The sequence below is a fragment of the Sphingomonas aracearum genome (assembly GCF_003345355.1).
GTDB classification, from domain to species: Bacteria; Pseudomonadota; Alphaproteobacteria; order Sphingomonadales; family Sphingomonadaceae; genus Sphingomonas; species Sphingomonas aracearum.
The window spans coordinates 143,361-159,263 of sequence record NZ_QQNB01000003.1; the positions used below are offsets into that span (position 1 = coordinate 143,361).

16 protein-coding genes are annotated in these 15,903 nt (G+C 70.8%); 9 read left to right on the forward strand and 7 right to left on the reverse strand.

Annotated features, from left to right (window positions below):
• Position 1: 1 nt before the first annotated feature.
• Together msrB and DVW87_RS13665 are read left to right on the forward strand one after the other, a co-directional pair.
• Positions 2-406 (forward strand): peptide-methionine (R)-S-oxide reductase MsrB, encoded by a 405-nt coding sequence (gene msrB / locus DVW87_RS13660; RefSeq protein WP_114688374.1) that lies wholly within the window; start codon positions 2-4, stop codon positions 404-406.
• Positions 407-453: 47 nt separating this feature from the next.
• Entirely contained in the window at positions 454-2,667 is a 2,214-nt protein-coding gene (locus tag DVW87_RS13665; protein WP_114688375.1) for a transglycosylase domain-containing protein, read from the forward strand.
• On the opposite strand, the gene DVW87_RS13670 is transcribed toward DVW87_RS13665, so the two are convergent.
• The 3 genes from DVW87_RS13670 to DVW87_RS13680 all read right to left on the reverse strand — a co-directional run bounded on the left by DVW87_RS13670 (position 2,643) and on the right by DVW87_RS13680 (position 4,460).
• The gene (locus DVW87_RS13670; protein ID WP_114688376.1) at positions 2,643-3,329 is read right to left on the reverse strand and encodes a M48 family metallopeptidase; all 687 of its coding nucleotides are present in this window, start codon (positions 3,327-3,329) and stop codon (positions 2,643-2,645) included. The two genes, DVW87_RS13665 and DVW87_RS13670, sit on opposite strands and share 25 nt — an antisense overlap.
• Positions 3,330-3,441: 112 nt before the next feature.
• Positions 3,442-3,876: a YcgN family cysteine cluster protein gene (locus tag DVW87_RS13675; RefSeq protein WP_114688377.1), complete on the reverse strand. Its 435-nt coding sequence runs from the start codon at positions 3,874-3,876 to the stop codon at positions 3,442-3,444.
• On the reverse strand, positions 3,864-4,460 hold the full coding sequence (locus DVW87_RS13680; RefSeq protein ID WP_114688751.1) for an SCO family protein: 597 nt from the start codon (positions 4,458-4,460) through the stop codon (positions 3,864-3,866). The genes DVW87_RS13675 and DVW87_RS13680 overlap by 13 nt, the downstream gene beginning before the upstream one ends.
• A 64-nt stretch (positions 4,461-4,524) precedes the next feature.
• Between DVW87_RS13680 and DVW87_RS13685 the strand changes: the two genes are divergently transcribed.
• On the forward strand, positions 4,525-5,139 hold the full coding sequence (locus DVW87_RS13685) for an ankyrin repeat domain-containing protein (RefSeq protein ID WP_114688378.1): 615 nt from the start codon (positions 4,525-4,527) through the stop codon (positions 5,137-5,139).
• 1 nt (position 5,140) lies between these two features.
• Here the strand turns inward: DVW87_RS13685 and DVW87_RS13690 are convergent, their stop codons facing one another.
• The 4 genes from DVW87_RS13690 to DVW87_RS13705 are packed head-to-tail and all read right to left on the reverse strand — an operon-like array spanning position 5,141 to position 7,971.
• Positions 5,141-5,626 (reverse strand): metallophosphoesterase family protein, encoded by a 486-nt coding sequence (locus tag DVW87_RS13690; RefSeq protein ID WP_114688379.1) that lies wholly within the window; start codon positions 5,624-5,626, stop codon positions 5,141-5,143.
• The gene (locus tag DVW87_RS13695; RefSeq protein WP_114688380.1) at positions 5,623-6,708 is read right to left on the reverse strand and encodes an SPL family radical SAM protein; all 1,086 of its coding nucleotides are present in this window, start codon (positions 6,706-6,708) and stop codon (positions 5,623-5,625) included. Before DVW87_RS13695 ends, DVW87_RS13690 begins: the two co-directional genes overlap by 4 nt.
• A gap of 57 nt (positions 6,709-6,765) precedes the next feature.
• Entirely contained in the window at positions 6,766-7,665 is a 900-nt protein-coding gene (locus tag DVW87_RS13700; RefSeq protein ID WP_114688381.1) for a 2-hydroxyacid dehydrogenase, read from the reverse strand.
• Between the two features lie 54 nt (positions 7,666-7,719).
• Positions 7,720-7,971 (reverse strand): hypothetical protein, encoded by a 252-nt coding sequence (locus DVW87_RS13705; protein WP_114688382.1) that lies wholly within the window; start codon positions 7,969-7,971, stop codon positions 7,720-7,722.
• A gap of 79 nt (positions 7,972-8,050) precedes the next feature.
• On the opposite strand from DVW87_RS13705, the gene ruvB reads away from it, so the two are divergent.
• The 6 genes from ruvB to tilS all read left to right on the forward strand — a co-directional run bounded on the left by ruvB (position 8,051) and on the right by tilS (position 15,857).
• The gene (gene ruvB / locus DVW87_RS13710; RefSeq protein ID WP_114688383.1) at positions 8,051-9,073 is read left to right on the forward strand and encodes a Holliday junction branch migration DNA helicase RuvB; all 1,023 of its coding nucleotides are present in this window, start codon (positions 8,051-8,053) and stop codon (positions 9,071-9,073) included.
• A gap of 13 nt (positions 9,074-9,086) precedes the next feature.
• Positions 9,087-10,367, forward strand: coding sequence for a right-handed parallel beta-helix repeat-containing protein (locus DVW87_RS13715; protein WP_114688384.1), 1,281 nt, complete (start codon positions 9,087-9,089; stop codon positions 10,365-10,367).
• Between the two features lie 97 nt (positions 10,368-10,464).
• Positions 10,465-12,744 (forward strand): phosphoenolpyruvate--protein phosphotransferase, encoded by a 2,280-nt coding sequence (gene ptsP / locus DVW87_RS13720; protein ID WP_114688385.1) that lies wholly within the window; start codon positions 10,465-10,467, stop codon positions 12,742-12,744.
• Between the two features lie 102 nt (positions 12,745-12,846).
• Positions 12,847-13,791, forward strand: coding sequence for a helix-turn-helix domain-containing protein (locus DVW87_RS13725; protein WP_114688386.1), 945 nt, complete (start codon positions 12,847-12,849; stop codon positions 13,789-13,791).
• Positions 13,792-13,856: 65 nt separating this feature from the next.
• Positions 13,857-14,750 (forward strand): tetratricopeptide repeat protein, encoded by an 894-nt coding sequence (locus DVW87_RS13730; RefSeq protein WP_114688387.1) that lies wholly within the window; start codon positions 13,857-13,859, stop codon positions 14,748-14,750.
• A 63-nt stretch (positions 14,751-14,813) separates the two neighbouring features.
• Positions 14,814-15,857: a tRNA lysidine(34) synthetase TilS gene (tilS, locus tag DVW87_RS13735; protein ID WP_114688388.1), complete on the forward strand. Its 1,044-nt coding sequence runs from the start codon at positions 14,814-14,816 to the stop codon at positions 15,855-15,857.
• The last annotated feature ends 46 nt before the right edge of the window (positions 15,858-15,903 follow it).

Genomic DNA, 15,903 nt, shown 5'->3' on the forward strand with positions numbered 1-15,903 from the left:
CATGGAACATCTCAACCTGTCCGAGACCGAATGGCGCCAGCGGCTGACGCCGGAACAATATCACGTGCTGCGCCAGGCGGGCACCGAGCCGCCCTTTTCGGGCCGCTACAACAACAACAAGGCGGACGGCACCTATGCCTGCGCCGCGTGCGAGACGCCGCTGTTCGACAGCGCGGACAAGTACGATTCCGGCTCCGGCTGGCCCAGCTTCACGCAGCCGATCGCGGCCGACCGCGTGAGCGAGCATCAGGACGTCAGCCACAGCATGGTCCGCACGGAAGCGCGCTGCGCGGTGTGCGACGGCCATCTCGGCCATGTCTTTCCCGATGGCCCGCGCCCCACGGGCCTGCGCTATTGCATGAACTCGGTCAGCCTCGACTTCCACGCGCGGGAGCAAGGGGCCTAAACCGCTTGTGACATGGGCGCGGCACCGGTAAACGTCGCCGCGCTTCCATGGCCCGTTCCCCCCGAAAATCCGCTCGCAAACCTGCCGCCGACGTCCGCAAGGCCGGTCGCTGGCGTCGCCGCATCGGCTGGATTTTCGGGACGCTGGCGGGCCTCCTCCTGCTGGCGCTCGTCGGCCTGGTGGTCGCCGTGTACGTGCAGCGCTCGTCGCTGCCGAGCTTCGAGGATCTGAAGTCCTCGCCCAACGGCCAGATGATCCGCGTTCATGCCGCGGACGGCACGGTGATCGTCTCGCTGGGGCCAAGCTATGGCGAATGGCTGGGCTACAACCAGATACCCGAAGTGATGAAGGCGGCGATGGTGTCGGTGGAGGACCGCCGCTTCCGCAGCCACCCGGGCGTCGATCCGGTCGGCCTTGCCCGCTCGGTGAAGCTTGCGGTCCAGTATCGCGGCACCGGCCGGCGCCTGCAGGGCGCGTCCACCATCACGCAGCAGGTGGCGCGCACCATCTTCCTGTCGAACAAGTACGATTTCGGCCGCAAGCTGCACGAGATGCTGATCGCGCTCGCCATGGAGCGCAAGTTCACCAAGGACCAGATCCTCGAGCTGTACCTCAACAAGGTCTATTTCGGCGGCGGCGCCTATGGCATCGACGCCGCCAGCCGCAAGTTCTTCGGCCATTCCGCCGAGCACCTGTCGCTGAACGAGGCAGCGGTGATCGCCGGCCTCGTCAAGGCGCCGTCGCGCTATTCGCCCACCGCCGACCAGGACGCCGCCGTGGGCCGCGCCGGCGTGGTCATCCGCCTGATGGAGGAAACCGGCGCGATCTCCGCCGACGAGGCCGCCGCCGCCGATCCCGCCGAGGCGAAGATGGTGCCCGAGCCGCGGCAGAACAGCGTGCGCTATTTCACCGACTGGGCGCTGCCGCAGCTGGAGATGCTGGTGGACGAAACCCAGCGTCCGCTGGAAGTGTGGACCACGCTGGACCTGAACATGCAGCGTGCCGCCGACGCCGCGGTGCGCGCCAACGTGCCGCGCGGCAGCCAGGGCGCGCTCGTCAGCCTCGACCGCGACGGCGCGGTGCGCGCCATGGTGGGCGGCACCGACTATGTCTCGTCGATCTACAACCGGGCGACGCTGGCGGAGCGGCAGCCGGGCTCCGCCTTCAAGCTGTTCGTCTATCTCGCCGCGCTGGAGGCCGGGCACAAGCCGGACGACCAGGTGGTCGATGAGCCGGTGACGATCGACGGCTGGAGCCCGCGCAACGATTCGCGGCGCAATTCCGGTGCCATGGGGCTGCGCACGGCCTTTGCCTATTCGATCAACACGGTTGCGGCGAAGCTCGGCCAGGAAGTCGGCTTCCAGACGGTGGCCGACATGGCGCGGCGCTTTGGCATCACCACCCGCGTCAACACGCATCCAAGCATGGTGCTGGGCACCAGCGAGGTTCGGTTGATCGACATGACGCGCGCCTTTGCCTCCGTGGCCAACAAGGGCGTGGCGGTGACGCCCTATGGCATCACCAAGGTGACGGCCGGCGGCGAGGTGATCTACAGCCAGACGATCGACCGCAGCCATGTGCTGGTCGCGCCCTATGTGGCCGCGCAGATGACGGACCTGCTGCAGACCGCGGTGAACACCGGCACCGGCCGCGCGGCGCAGATCGGCCGCCCGGTGGCGGGCAAGACGGGCACCACCACGTCGAGCAAGGACGGCTGGTTCCTCGGCTTTTCGTCCGGCATCACCACCGGCGTGTGGATGGGCCGCGACGATGCCCGGCCGATCTCCGGCCTGCACGGCGGCACCGCGCCCGCGCGCGCGTTCCACGACTACATGGTGAAGGCGGTCGCCAGCCGCCCGGTCGAGCAGTTCGACACGCAGGTGACCTTGCCCGAATGGCAGCTGGAGCCCGACGAGGAGAGCTATTTCGGCCAGCCGGACGAGGGCGTGCCGGGACAGGGACCGCTGGTGGACGCCGATGGCAATCCGATCGCCCCGGCCGAGCCACGCGGCGACGGCGAGGAGGAAGCGCCCCGGCCGACGGTGAACGGCGTGCCGCAATTGTCGCAGCAGCAGCCACAGCCCCAGCCGACCCCTGCGCTGCCCGCCACGCCGACCCAGCGGCTGGACCAGGACTGGCTCAACCGGGTGACCGGGCGCGATCGGCCGGTGACCAATCGTCCGCCCGCCGGCGCCGCCCCGCCGCCGGTCACCGGCGAGCGCCCGCCGCTACGCTTTCAGGATTCCCGCCCCACCCAGTGAAGGGCGGCGCCGTTCGCCCGCAGCCAGGCGCGGACTTCCGCCGGATCGCGTTCGGCCAGGCTGCGTTCCAGCGCGTGGAAGCCCGCGCCATGATTCATGTGCACCCGGTGCGCCACCTCGTGCGCCACCGTGGCCCGGCGCACCCAGGTTGGCATCAGGACCAAGCGCCAGCTGTAGCGGATCGCGCCGGACGAGGAGCAGCTGCCCCAGCGTCCGCGCGCGTCACCAACGGCCACCTGGGTGACGGAAACGCCGGCGCGCGCCGCGAACTCCGCCGTTTCCACCGCCAGCACCCGCAGCGCCTCGCGCCGCAGCCACAGGGCGATGCGCCGGCCGAGCCCTTCCGCAGGGCCACCGCAGACCAGTCGATCTGGCTCGCGCACGATCCGCCGGGGGCGCCCCTCCTGCCAGTCGATCGTTACCTCCACGCCTTCGAGCGGCAGCGTTCCGCCGGCGACGAACGGGCGCGCCTGCGGCAACCGGGCGCACTGCGCCTCGATCCACGGCCGATGCTTCTCCGCCCAGGCGAGCGCCGGCTTCAGCGCGGCGCGCGGCGGCAAGGTGAGGCGCACGCGCCCGCTGACGGGATCCACCGACAGCTTCGCCCGCCGCGCGCGGGCATGGCGCACGACGTCCAGGTCGATGGGGTTGTGCACCTTCATCGTTCCCCGGCGAAGGCCGGGGCCCAGGTCGAGAACGTCCATGAAGAACGTCCCGCATCGTCATTCAAGCCTTCCCAACTGGGCCCCGGCCTTCGCCGGGGAGCAGCAGCGCTCACAGCTCGCGATCGACCACATGGTTCTCCAGGTCGCCGGCGACCACTTCCGATACCGTCCAGCCGCGAACCGACTCGCCTGCGCGGTGCACCGCCTCGCGATCACCGCTGACGAGATAGTGCCAGTCGGGCAGCGGCCGTCCTTCCGCCCGCAGCCGGTAGGCGCAGGTGCGCGGCAGCCACGCCATCTGCGGCAGATTGTCGCGCGTCAGCCGCACGCATTCGCTGACGAACGCCTTGCGATGACGATAGTTGGAGCAGAAGCCGGTGTCGCGGTCGAGCAGGCGGCAGGCGACGTTGGTCGCGGCCAGCTCGCCGGTGTCCGCGTCCTCCAGCTTGTGCAGGCAGCATTTGCCGCAGCCATCGCACAGGGCCTCCCATTGTGCGCGGTCCAGCGTCGCCAGCGGCGCTTCCCAGAACTTTACTTCACCCATTTCCTGATCTCGGCCGCGATGGCTTGCAGCGGCCCTTCCTGCGGCAACAATGCCAGCGGCTCGCCTTCCGGACCCATCAGATAGGCCTGCCGGCTGTGATTTACGAGATAGCCGCCGCCCGGCTGCTTGTCGCCGACCTGATGGAAGATCGCATATTCCTTCGCCACCGCGTCGATCGCCTGCGGGCTGCCGGTCAGCCCCACCATGCGCGGATGAAAGGCGGACACGAACTGCTTCAGCACCGCCGGCGTATCGCGCGCCGGATCCACCGTGATGAAGATCGGCACCACCCTGGCGGCCAGCGCCGGATCGCTCTTCTCGAGCAGGCGCAGGGCCGCGCCGATATTCTGCACGTCCACCGGGCACACGTCCGGGCAGAAAGTGTAGCCGAAATAGACGATGCGGTACTTGCCGGCGAAATCCCTGTCGCTGACGCTGCGGCCGTTCTGGTCGGTGAGCGTGAACGGCCCGCCGATCCTGGCGCCGGCCAGCGGCGGCTGGGCGGGGGCGGCGGCGGGTGGGTCGGGCGAGCAGGCGGCAAGCGTCAGGAGAAGCGCGGCGGCAACGCGAGGAAAACCGTTCATGGCATCGCCAGCCATGGTCTGTTAGAGGCTCGCGCGCAAGTTTCTCCCCACCCGAGGCTCCTCCGTGAAGCGCATCCTTCCTTCCGCCATCCTGGCTTCCGCGATCGTCGCCGCGCCCGCGCCGGCGCAGCGCATGTCGGACAGCTACCTGTTCCTCAAGGCCCTGCGCGACGAGGACGGCAACAAGGTGAACTCGATGGTCACGTCGTCGGGCGGCGCGATCATCAACACCGCGCGCGACATCTCGTCGGGCGAAAGCGCGCTGCACGTCACCGTGCGCGGCGGCAACCTGACCTATACCCGCTTTCTCCTGGATCGCGGGGCCAACCCGAACGTGGAGGACGGCAAGGGCGACACGCCCCTGCTCCTCGCCACCGCGGCCAACCGGCAGGACCTGGTGGAGGCGCTGCTCAACAGCCGCGAGGTGAAGGCCAACGTCAACATGCCCGACGCGCGCGGCTTCACCGCGCTGATCCGGGCGGTGCAGAACCGCAATCTCGCCCTGGTCACCCTGCTGCTCAAGGCCGGTGCCGATCCGGACCGCACCGAGAACGGGTCCGGCTATTCGGCGCGCGATTATGCGCGGCAGGCAAGCCGCAGCCCCGAACTGCTGAAGGCGATCGAGGCCGCGCCCAAGGTGAACAAGGCGCCGGTGTCCGGCCCCGTGCTGCGCCGCTGAGTTAACCCGCGAGCAGCTGCGCCAGCGTCACCGGCGCAAAATCGTGCACGTCGACGCCGACATCGAACTGGCGCGGCATCGGCTTCAACCGGCCATGGCTGTGGCCGTGGAGGTTGATCGCGCGCCGGTGCTGGCCGTTCCACGCGCGAAAGGCGTAATGGCACAGGACGAGCCGGTGGCCGTCCAGCTCCAGCTCGGCATAGTCGCCGGTGCTCGCCCAGCCTTCCGCCGCCAGCGTCGCGTCCGGATCGTTGTTGCCGCGCAGCAGGTGCTTGCGCCCGTTGAGCCGCGCGAGGAGCGCGGGCACCTCGGCCGGCCTGCGGGCGACATCGCCCAGGTGCCAGACCTCGTCCTCCGGCCCGACCGTCCCGTTCCAGCGACGCAGCAGCACCTCGTCCATCTCCGCGGTGGAGGCGAACGGCCGGCGCCAGATGTTGATCGTGCGATGGTCGCCGAAATGCGTGTCGGCGGTGAAGAAGACGGTCATGTCCAGTAGAGGATGCGCGCGGCGGGCAGCGCCTCGCCGATCCGCCGTTCGAAAAAGCTGCGCAGCGCCTTCATGGTGGCGGCATCATAGACCTGCTTCTCGGTGCCGAACTTCGTGCGCTTGGTGGAGCGGTTCTCCCCCGTCATGTCGAGCGCGGAGCCGGGATACCAGCTGTCCAGCACCGCCTTCGATCCGGCGGTGAAGCGGTGGGTGATGAGTTCGGCGGTGATGTCGAGGTCCGGCACGCCGGCGAGCGCGGCGGCGGCATCGTCGATCAGCGCGCCATAGGCCTCCTCCCAGCCCTGGGCGGCGATGATCGGCGCGATCGTCAGCCCCACCGGATAGCCGGCCAGCGCCATCTGCCGCAGCGCCGCGAGCCGGGCGGCGACCGGGGAGGTGCCTCCCTCGAACCGCGCAAAGGCGCGCGGGTTGAGCGAGGCGCGCATCCGCGTGCGCCCGCCATGATCGAGGGCAAGGAGCGGGGAGACATCGGCGAACTTGGAGGTGAAGCGCAGCTGCGCCGCCGCCTGCCATTGCCCGAACCAGGCGATGGCGGCCGACAGCGATCCCGTCAGCGGCTCCAGCGCGAGCGGATCGGTGTAGCAGCTCGCCTCGAACGTGGTGCCCTCGTGCACGCGGTCCCGGTTGCGCGAGGTGATCGTGCCCTGGCCGAGATAGGCGGGGAGCCCGTCGAGGATCTCCTCCAGATTGGCGTAGACGCGCGTGATCGGCGGCCCCTTCAGTGAGCCGGCAAGATAGCAATAGCTGCAATGCGCGGGGCAGCCCTCGGCCAGGTCCACCCGCCAGTCGGCGCTGGGCGCGATCGGTTGCAGCCGGCGCTTGGACGGCGGGGCGACCACCACCGCCAGGGTCGACTTGGCCTCGGTATAAGCGCGGCGCGGGTCGTCGGGGTTGTCGAGCATCAGCCGATCGGACGCCAGCTCGCGCACCTCGATCCCTGCCGCCGCCGCGCGCTCCATGATGGCGCGGCCATGCGCCCATTCGCGCGCCGACCGCGTGACGAGCACGCGCTTGGGCCGCCAGGCGGGCAGGGCGCGAGGGAGGGGAGCGGTGGCGGCCATCCCTTCCGAACGAGCGGTGCGCGCGGAATATCCTCCCCGGGCCGGGGAGGATTGATCTCAGGGCAGCGGCGTCACCAGCGGCTCGCCGGCGAAGAAGGCGTCGAGATTGGCGCGCACCAGCGCCGCCATTTCGGTGCGCGCCTCCCGGGTGGCGCTGCCATGGTGCGGGCTCAGCACCACCTGGTCGAACGAGGTGAGCGCGGCCGGAACGTGCGGCTCCTCGGCGAACACGTCGAGCCCGGCACCGGCGATCGTGCCCGCCGCCAGCGCGGCGACCAGCGCTTCCTGATCGACCAGGCTGCCGCGCGCCACGTTGACGAGGATGCCGTCCGGCCCGAGCGCGGCGAGCACGCTTGCGTCCACCGCATGCTTCGTCTCCGCGCCGCCCGGCGCGATCAGGATCAGCACGTCGCTCTGCTCCGCCAGCGCCTGGAGGGTCGGCACGAAGCGCCAGGGCAGCTCCGGCTTGGCGGAGCGCGCGCAGTACAGCAGCTCGGACGCGAACGGCGCGGCCCGGGCGGCGATGGCGCGGCCGATCTCGCCCATGCCGAACACGCCGATCCGCCGTCCGCTCGCCCGGCTCGACAGCGGCACCGTCCATCCGCGCGCGCGCATCACCCGGTCGTTGGGAATGATCCGCCGCTGCACCGCCAGCATCAGCGCGATCGCCTGGTCGGCGACGTCGGCGGTCAGCACGCCCGGCGTCGTGGTCACCTGCACGCCGCGCATGCGCGCTTCTTCCAGATCGACGCCCTCGTGGCCGACGCCGTGAATCGCCACCAGCCGCATCCGCGGCAGGCGGTCCATCAGGTCGCCGTCTACCATCACGCTGCCCGAGCCCACGATCGCGCGCACCGCCACTTCCGGCTCCTCCACGATGCGATAGCGCTCGGCCAGCGCCTGGCGCAGCGGCAGCGACGTCTTCTGGAGAAGGAGCACGGTGGGGGCGTCGGTCATGCAGGGGCTTTCAACGGGGCAGGGGCGCAGGTCAACGCTCGAGCGAGCGGCCGATCAGGGCATCGCCAGGCTGGCGAGCTCGCGGATGGAAATGCCGTAGGTGGCGCAGATATGCTCGCGCAGCCGGGTCTTGGCCGCTGCCATTTCCAGATAGGCCGCCTCCTCCGCGGCCTCGGCGCGCAGGTCCACGCGGAAGCTGTCGGGCACCAGCGCCTCCCATGTCGTCGCATGCGCGCGCGCCGCGCTGCGCACCTCGGCCACCAGCGCGCGGCCCCGCTCTTCGATGCTGCCCTCGATCACGTCCATGGGGAGGCAACGAAGTTATGCGCGATCGGTGCCCTCTTGCTCGACAGCGGCCGCGGCCATGCGCTAACCGGAACACATCGTGACCGATGCCGACCGCCTGCTGACCGCCAGCCGCCGCCCCGAGGACGTGGACGCGGCGCTTCGCCCCAAGAGCCTGGACGAGTTCGTCGGGCAGAAGGCGGCGCGCGAGAACCTGCGCGTGTTCATCGAGGCGGCGCGCGGGCGCGGCGACGCGCTGGACCATGTGCTGTTCTTCGGCCCGCCGGGGCTGGGCAAGACCACGCTGGCGCAGATCATCGCGCGCGAGATGGGGGTGGGCTTTCGCGCCACCTCCGGTCCGGTGATCGCCAAGTCGGGCGATCTCGCGGCGCTGCTCACCAATCTCGAGGACGGCGACGTGCTGTTCATTGACGAGATCCACCGGCTCAACCCGGCGGTGGAGGAGGTGCTGTACCCGGCGATGGAGGATCGCGCGCTGGACCTGATGATCGGCGAAGGGCCGTCCGCGCGCTCCGTCCGCATCGACCTGCCGCGCTTCACCCTGGTCGGCGCGACCACCCGCCAGGGCCTGCTGACGACGCCGCTGCGCGACCGGTTCGGCATTCCCGTGCGGCTGCAATTCTACACGGTGGAGGAGCTGACCTCGGTGGTCACCCGCGCCGCGCGGCTGCTGGACCTGGCCATCGCGCCCGATGGTGCGGCGGAGATCGCGCGGCGTGCGCGCGGCACCCCGCGCATCGCCGGCCGCCTGCTGCGCCGCGTGCGCGATTTCGCCAATGTGGCGGGGCGCGACGTGGTGGACCGGGTAGCCGCAGACGGCGCGCTCACCCGGCTGGAGGTGGACAAGCTCGGCCTCGACGCGATGGACCGGCGCTACCTGCACATGATCGCCGACATCTATCGCGGCGGCCCGGTGGGCGTGGAGACGCTCGCCGCCGGCCTGTCCGAGCCGCGCGACACGATCGAGGAAGTGATCGAGCCCTATCTGATCCAGCTCGGCCTCGTCGCTCGCACCGCGCGCGGCCGCTGCCTCAATGCGGCCGGGTGGAAGCATCTCGGCCTCAACCCGCCGGCGGGCAGCCAGGACGGGCTCTTCGACTGAGAAGGACAGGCGCATGAAGTGGATCGCATGGGTTCTGATGCTGGCGGCCGCGACGCCGGCCACGGCCAAGACCTTTCACGTTGCGCCCGATGGCAGCGACGCCGCGGCGGGCACCGCAGCCGCGCCGTTCGCCACCTTCGCCCGCGCGCAGGAAGCGGCCGGCGCGGGCGACACGGTCCTGTTCCACGGCGGCCGCTACGCCATCGTGCAGGGCGCGAACCGCTGTCCCGGTCGCACGGGCGTGGTCAACGCGGTCGCGCTGGGCAAGAGCGGCCAGCCCGGCCAGCCGATCCGCTATCTCGCCGCGCCGGGCGAGCGGCCGGTGTTCGACTTTGCCGGCATGAAGGACGATTGCCGGGTGAAGGGCATCACCGTGTCGGGCGACTGGATCGAGCTGAACGGTCTCGAAATCACCGGCGTGCCGCAGAACAACAACCTCAATCACGAATCCTGGGGCGTGTGGATCAGCGGCAGCCACAACCGGTTCGAGCGGCTGAACATCCACCACATCATGGGCGCCGGGCTGTTCATCGCCGATGGCGGCGACAATCTGGTCCTGAACAGCGACAGCCACGACAATTACGATCCGCTCACCTCCAACGGCGCGGGCGAGAGCGGCGACGGCTTCGGCGCGCACATCAAGGCGGGACATCCCGGCAACGTGTTCCGCGGCTGCCGCGCCTGGTCGAACAGCGACGACGGGTTCGATCTCATCCGCGCCTATTCGCCGGTGCTGATCGAGCACAGCTGGTCCTGGCACAACGGCTACATCCCCGGCAGCGATACGCCGAGCAAGAACGGCAACGGGTTCAAGATGGGGGGCTATGGCCTCAGCTATGCGCCGAACGGCGCGGTTCACACGCTGCGCTTCTCGGTGGCGTTCGGCAACCGGGCATCGGGCGTCTATGCCAACCACCATCCGCTTGCGAACGAGTATTACAGCAACACCAGCTTCGACAACGGCACCGACTTCAACATGCTCGGCATCGGGCCGGACAGCGCGCCGCGGTCGCTGGGCCGCTTGCGCAACAACCTGGCGTTCGGCGGCACGCTGACGGCCAACATGAGCGACGACGCCGCGGGCAATTCCTGGACGCTGCCGGTGACGGTGGACGCAGGCGATTTCGAGGCGGTGTCGGCGGCGGGCTGGGACGCGCCGCGCGGGCCCGACGGCAGCCTGCCGGTGCTGCGCGCGGTGCACCTCAGGGCCGGCACCGACCTGGTGGATGCCGGAACGCCCGTCGGCCTGCCGTTCCGCGGCAAGGCGCCGGACCTGGGGGCGTTCGAGCGATAGGCTGCAAGCGGCAGGACAGGATTGCTCCTCCACACCGGAGTTTTCCTGCTGCGCTGCACGATAGCCAAGGTCTGTCTCGCGCGTTAGCGTCCTTGCCATGCCGTTGTCCGCCGCCGCCTCCGCCCGCGAGATCCTCGTCCGCCTGCACGACGTGATGGCCAGTCGCACCCCGGCGCAGAGCAAGCTCAACCAGGTCGCCAAGATCGTCGGCGAGGGGGTGAACAGCGAGGTCTGCTCCATCTACCTGCTGCGCGACGGCGTGCTGGAACTGTTCGCCACCGAGGGGCTGGCGCAGGAAGCGGTGCACGTCACCAAGCTGGCGCTGGGCGAGGGGCTGGTCGGCACCATCGCCGAGCAGGTGGAAACGCTGAACCTGGACGAGGCCGCCGCCCATCCGGACTTCGTGTATCGTCCGGAAACCGGCGAGGACCGGTTCCACAGCTTCGCCGGCGTGCCGATCATCCGGCGGGAGCGGGCCGTCGGCGTGCTGTGCGTCCAGCACGCCGAGCCGCACCGCTATGACGAGATTGAAATAGAAGCGTTGCAGACGGTGGCGATGGTGCTGTCGGAACTGATCGCCAATGCCGACCTCATCGACACCCGTGCCCCTGCCGGCGATCGCCCTGCCGTGGTGAGCGCGGCGGTGCGCCTGCCGGGCCTCAAGCTGGTCGAGGGCATGGGCGCGGGCCATGCCGTGTTCCACCAGCCGCGCGTGCAGATCGAGCACACGGTGGCCGAGGACACGGAGGCCGAGCGGCACCGCGTTTATGCCGCGTTCGGCCGCATGCGCGAACAGATCGAGCGGATCAGCCGCGAGGCGGAGTTCGGCGTCGATGGCGAGCACAAGGAGGTGCTCGAGACCTACAAGATGTTCGCTTACGACGAGGGTTGGGCGCGGCGCATCAACGAGGCGATCGACTCGGGCCTGACGGCGGAAGCCGCGATCGAGCGCGTGCAGCAGCGCACCCGCATGCGCATGCGGCAGATCGACGATCCTTTGCTCGCCGATCGCATGCACGACCTGGAGGACCTGGCGAACCGTCTGTTGCGCATCGTGTCGGGCCAGATGGGCACCGCGGCGCAGCTTGGCCTCCGGCAGGACACGATCCTGATCGCGCGCAACCTGGGCCCGGCGGAGCTGCTGGAATATGACCGCCGGCGGCTGAAGGGCGTGGTGCTGGAGGAAGGCTCGCTCACCGCGCACGTCACCATTGTCGCGCGCGCGATGGGCGTGCCGGTGCTCGGCCGGGTGAAGGGGGTGAAGCGGGCGATCTCGGAGGGCGACCTCCTGCTGCTCGACGGCACGGCGGGCGCCGTGCTGGTGCGGCCCTCGCCGCCGATGGAGGAAGCGTTCGAGGCCAAGCTGCAGGCCCGCCAGGCCCGCCGCGCGCTGTTCGCCGCGCTGAAGAACGAGGCGCCGGTCACGCGCGACGGGCACCGCGTCACCGTGATGGTCAATGCCGGCCTGCGCGACGACGTGGCGGCGCTGGACGTCACCGGGGCGGACGGGATCGGGCTGTTCCGCACCGAATTCCAGTTCCTTGTTTCCGCCACCTTGCCTGCGCGGGAGCGGCAGCAGCGGCTGTACCGCGACGTGCTGGAGGCGGCGGGCGACCGGCCGGTGATCTTCCGCACGGTGGACATCGGCGGCGACAAGGCGCTCCCTTATCTAAACAAGCTGGACGATGGCGAGGAGGAGAACCCCGCCATGGGCTGGCGCGCGCTGCGCCTCGCGCTGGAGCGCGACGGGCTGATGAAGGTGCAGGCGCGCGCCCTGCTCGAGGCCGCCGCCGGGCGCACGCTGTCGGTGATGTTCCCGATGGTGTCGGAGCCGTGGGAGTTCGACGAGGCGAAGGCGCTGTTCGAGGCGCAGCGCCAGGTGCTGCTGGACCGCGGCAAGAAGCTGCCCAATGACGTGCGCTACGGCACCATGCTGGAGGTGCCGGCGCTGGCGGAGGAGCTCGACCGGCTGCTGCCGCGCATCGATTTCCTGTCGGTGGGCACCAACGACCTGACGCAGTTCCTGTTCGCCGCGGATCGCGCCAATCCCAAGCTGGCCGAGCGCTATGACTGGCTTTCGCCCGCCATTCTGCGCTTTCTGCGCCGGCTGGTCGCGCCGGCCAAGGGCGCCAACGTGCCGCTGGCGGTGTGCGGAGAAATGGGCGGCCGCCCGCTGGAGGCGATGGCGCTGATCGGGCTGGGCGTGGATCGCCTGTCGATCACGCCGGCGGCGGTGGGACCGATCAAGGCGATGGTGCGCAGCCTGGACCGGCGGGCGATCGTCGCGGAAATGGAGCGGCTGCTCGCCGACCCGCCGCGCGACATGCGCGGCGCGCTCACCGCCTGGGCGCAGGAACAGGGCGTCGAACTCGCCTGATCCAGGTGAGGCCCGGCGTTGACACTCGCGCCCCGCTTTGAGACAGGCAGAGGAACAAGGGCGGTTCCCCCCGGATCGCAACACCGCCGCCCGGAGACGTGCATGACCGACGGCCCCGCCGAACCTGGCTCCCCCCCGCTGCGTGCCGGCGAACGGCTTCGCCAGGCGCGCGAGGCGCAAGGACTGAGCCTTGCCGAAGTGGCCGCGCGCACCCGTGTGCCGCTGCGCCAGCTGGAAGCGATCGAGAATGCCGATTACTCGGCGCTGCCGTCCGTCACTTACTCCGTCGGCTTCGCCAAGGCCTATGCCCGCGCGGTCGGGGTGGACGAGGTGGAGATCGCCCGCGAAGTGCGGGCGCAAGGGTCGATCGAGCCGGTGCGGCGGACCGAGTACATCACCTATGACGACCCCGACGCCGGCCGCCTGCCGCGCACCGGCCTGGCGGTGGCCGGGGCGGTGCTGGCGCTGCTGGTGCTGATCGGCGTCGGCTTGTGGTACGGCACCGACCTGTTCCGCGGCGGCGACGTGGCCACGCCCGCCGCCGAGGCCACCGGCGCACCGGTGGCGGTGCAGACCGTGGCTCCGGCCGCGCCCGCCGTCCAGCAGGTGCGCCTGGCCGCGGGCAGCAGCGAGGTGTGGATGCGCGTCTACGATGCCGACAACAAGACGCTGTACCTCGGCACGCTGAAGCCGGGCGAGGGCTTCGACGTGCCCGCCGATGCCAGGAACCCAATGATCAATGTCGGCCGCCCGGACCAGTTGACGGTTACCGTCAACGGCTCGGCCGTGCCGCCGCTGGGCAGCGGACGGGTGGCGATCAAGAACGTGCCGGTGAGCGCCGCCGCGCTGCTGGCGCGCGGTTCGGCGGGCGCGGCGGCGGCCGGGGCCTCGGCGCCGGCTCCCGCCCCGGCCACGCCGGCACGGACCCGCCCGCGCGGGGGCGCCACGGAGGTGCCGCCCTTCTTCGCCGATCCGGCCCCGGCCGCCCCCACCGGCGCGCAGGCGCCGCCGGGCGCCGTGGCGCCTGCCCCGGCGCCGGCGCCGTAAAGGCTGGCGACAGGGTGGCGCGGCCAGTATGGTCGGCTCTTCAACCGAACAGGGGGGTGTTGCCCATGCGTAATCTTGTTCTCGCAACGGCCCTGTCGGCGGGTCTTTTCTCGGCCGCACCGGTCGCCGCGCAGGCGTCGCTCGAGCCCCGGGTCGACCGGCTGGAGTCCGAAATGCGCGCCGTGCAGCGCAAGGTGTTTCCGGGCGGTGCGGGGCAATACGTCCAGCCGCAGATCACGCCGGGCCGCGATCAGGCCGATCCGATCGGCACGCCCGCGACCAGCCCGGTGGCGGACCTCACCGCGCGGGTCGATGCGCTGGAAGGGCAGTTGCGCGATCTGACCGGGCAGGTTGAGCAGGCGAACAACCGCGTGCGCACCGTGTCCGACGCCTTTGCCACCTATCGCCGCGAAACCGATGCGCGCATCGCCGCGCTGGAAGGCACGCGCACGACGACGCCCGCGCCGGCAACTGGCGCGCCGGAGGCGGACGCCGGCCCCGCACCGGCCCGTCCTGCCACGACGCCCGCCGCCGCTGCCGGCATCACCCGCCGTCCGCCCACCGGAGACGCGGGCGAGGATGCCTATCTCTACGGCTATGACCTGTGGGCGGCGAAGTCCTACCCCGAGGCGGAAAAGCAGCTGCAGGCGGCCTTCACCAAATATCCGAAGCACAAGCGCGCCAGCTACGCGCGCAACCTGTACGGCCGCGCGTTGATGGACGATGGCCAGCTCAACTCGGCGGCGCGCGCCTTTCTCGACAATTACCGCACCCTGCCCGATGGCGAGCGCGCGCCCGACAGCCTGTACTACCTGGCCCAGACCCTGACGCGGCTGAAGAAGCCCAAGGCCGATATCTGCAAGGTCTATGGCGAACTGGGCGACGTGTACGGCGCCACGCTGCGCCCCGAGCTTGCCGCGCAGGTGGCCGCCGGCCGGCGCCAGGCGAGCTGCGCCTGAGAGACGGGCCGCCAGCTGGTTGTTCTTCCACCCCGGCAAGGGCCGGGGTCGGGCGGCGATAGGATGAGCGCCCCGCTGCCGAAGGAGCGGATTGCCCGCTTCCGTCGCGATCTCCTGGCGCTCGCCTCCGCCCCGACGCCCGATCGACCGCTCGGCATCGCCGTCTCCGGCGGCCCCGACAGCATGGCGCTGCTCGTCCTGGCCGATGCCGCCTTTCCCGGCGCGGTCGCGGCGGCGACGGTGGACCATCGCCTGCGTCCTGCCTCGGCAGCGGAAGCGGCGATGGTGGCGCGCTGGTGCGCCGCGCAGGGGGTGCCGCATGCGGTGCTGCCGTCCGACGAGGACCTGGCCGGCGCCGATCTTCAGGCGCGCGCCCGGGCGCTCCGCTACCGCCTGCTCGGGCAATGGTCGGTGGCGGTCGCGGCGCCGGCGATCGCGACCGCGCATCATGCCGACGATCAGGCGGAGACGTTTCTCATGCGCGCGGCCCGCGGCGCGGGACCGGCGGGACTTGCCGGCATCCGGCCGGTCCGCGCGCTGGGGGCCGCCCGCGTAGTGCGCCCGGCGGTGTTCGACCTGTGGGAGCGCATTGTCGTCCGCCCGCTGCTCGGCTGGCGTCGCGCCGAGCTGCGAGCACTGGTGTCGGCCGCGGGCGTGCCGTTCGTCGACGATCCGAGCAATACCGACGAGAGCTTCGAGCGCGTGCGCGTCCGCCGGTTGCTCGCGGAGCAGGACTGGCTCGGCGCCGAAGGGCTCGCCCGAGCCGCCGCACATGCCGGCGAGGCGCAGGATGCGCTGGAGGCGATGACGGCCTGGCTGTGGTCGACCCGCAAGGTCGTGCCGGAGGGTGTCGATGAGCCGCACTGCCAGACCTGGCTCGACCTTGCCGACCTGCCGCGCGAGATGAAGAGGCGGCTGGCGCGCGAGGCGATCCGCTCGGTGCGGGGGGTGAACGGGCTGCGGCCGGACTTCGATCTCGCCACCAATATCGAGCCGCTGCTGAACGCGCTGGAGGCAGGCAACGCCGCCACCCAGGCAGGCGTGCTGGTGCGTCCGGTCGGCACCGTGTGGCGCTTCAGCGAGGCTCCGCCGCGCCGATCGCACTGATCGGCCCAAAGTGGCCGCGGGCGCATGGTTGTTCCATTGCCATTAA

Bases quoted from the DNA above. Each gene is read 5' to 3' on its own strand.
- msrB (WP_114688374.1), top strand. From the start codon at position 2: ATGGAACATCTCAACCTGTCCGAGACCGAATGGCGCCAGCGGCTGACG.
- DVW87_RS13665 (WP_114688375.1), top strand. From the start codon at position 454: ATGGCCCGTTCCCCCCGAAAATCCGCTCGCAAACCTGCCGCCGACGTC.
- DVW87_RS13670 (WP_114688376.1), bottom strand. From the start codon at position 3,329: ATGAAGGTGCACAACCCCATCGACCTGGACGTCGTGCGCCATGCCCGC.
- DVW87_RS13675 (WP_114688377.1), bottom strand. From the start codon at position 3,876: ATGGGTGAAGTAAAGTTCTGGGAAGCGCCGCTGGCGACGCTGGACCGC.
- DVW87_RS13680 (WP_114688751.1), bottom strand. From the start codon at position 4,460: ATGAACGGTTTTCCTCGCGTTGCCGCCGCGCTTCTCCTGACGCTTGCC.
- DVW87_RS13690 (WP_114688379.1), bottom strand. From the start codon at position 5,626: ATGACCGTCTTCTTCACCGCCGACACGCATTTCGGCGACCATCGCACG.
- DVW87_RS13695 (WP_114688380.1), bottom strand. From the start codon at position 6,708: ATGGCCGCCACCGCTCCCCTCCCTCGCGCCCTGCCCGCCTGGCGGCCC.
- DVW87_RS13700 (WP_114688381.1), bottom strand. From the start codon at position 7,665: ATGACCGACGCCCCCACCGTGCTCCTTCTCCAGAAGACGTCGCTGCCG.
- DVW87_RS13705 (WP_114688382.1), bottom strand. From the start codon at position 7,971: ATGGACGTGATCGAGGGCAGCATCGAAGAGCGGGGCCGCGCGCTGGTG.
- DVW87_RS13715 (WP_114688384.1), top strand. From the start codon at position 9,087: ATGAAGTGGATCGCATGGGTTCTGATGCTGGCGGCCGCGACGCCGGCC.
- ptsP (WP_114688385.1), top strand. From the start codon at position 10,465: ATGCCGTTGTCCGCCGCCGCCTCCGCCCGCGAGATCCTCGTCCGCCTG.
- DVW87_RS13725 (WP_114688386.1), top strand. From the start codon at position 12,847: ATGACCGACGGCCCCGCCGAACCTGGCTCCCCCCCGCTGCGTGCCGGC.
- DVW87_RS13730 (WP_114688387.1), top strand. From the start codon at position 13,857: ATGCGTAATCTTGTTCTCGCAACGGCCCTGTCGGCGGGTCTTTTCTCG.
- tilS (WP_114688388.1), top strand. From the start codon at position 14,814: ATGAGCGCCCCGCTGCCGAAGGAGCGGATTGCCCGCTTCCGTCGCGAT.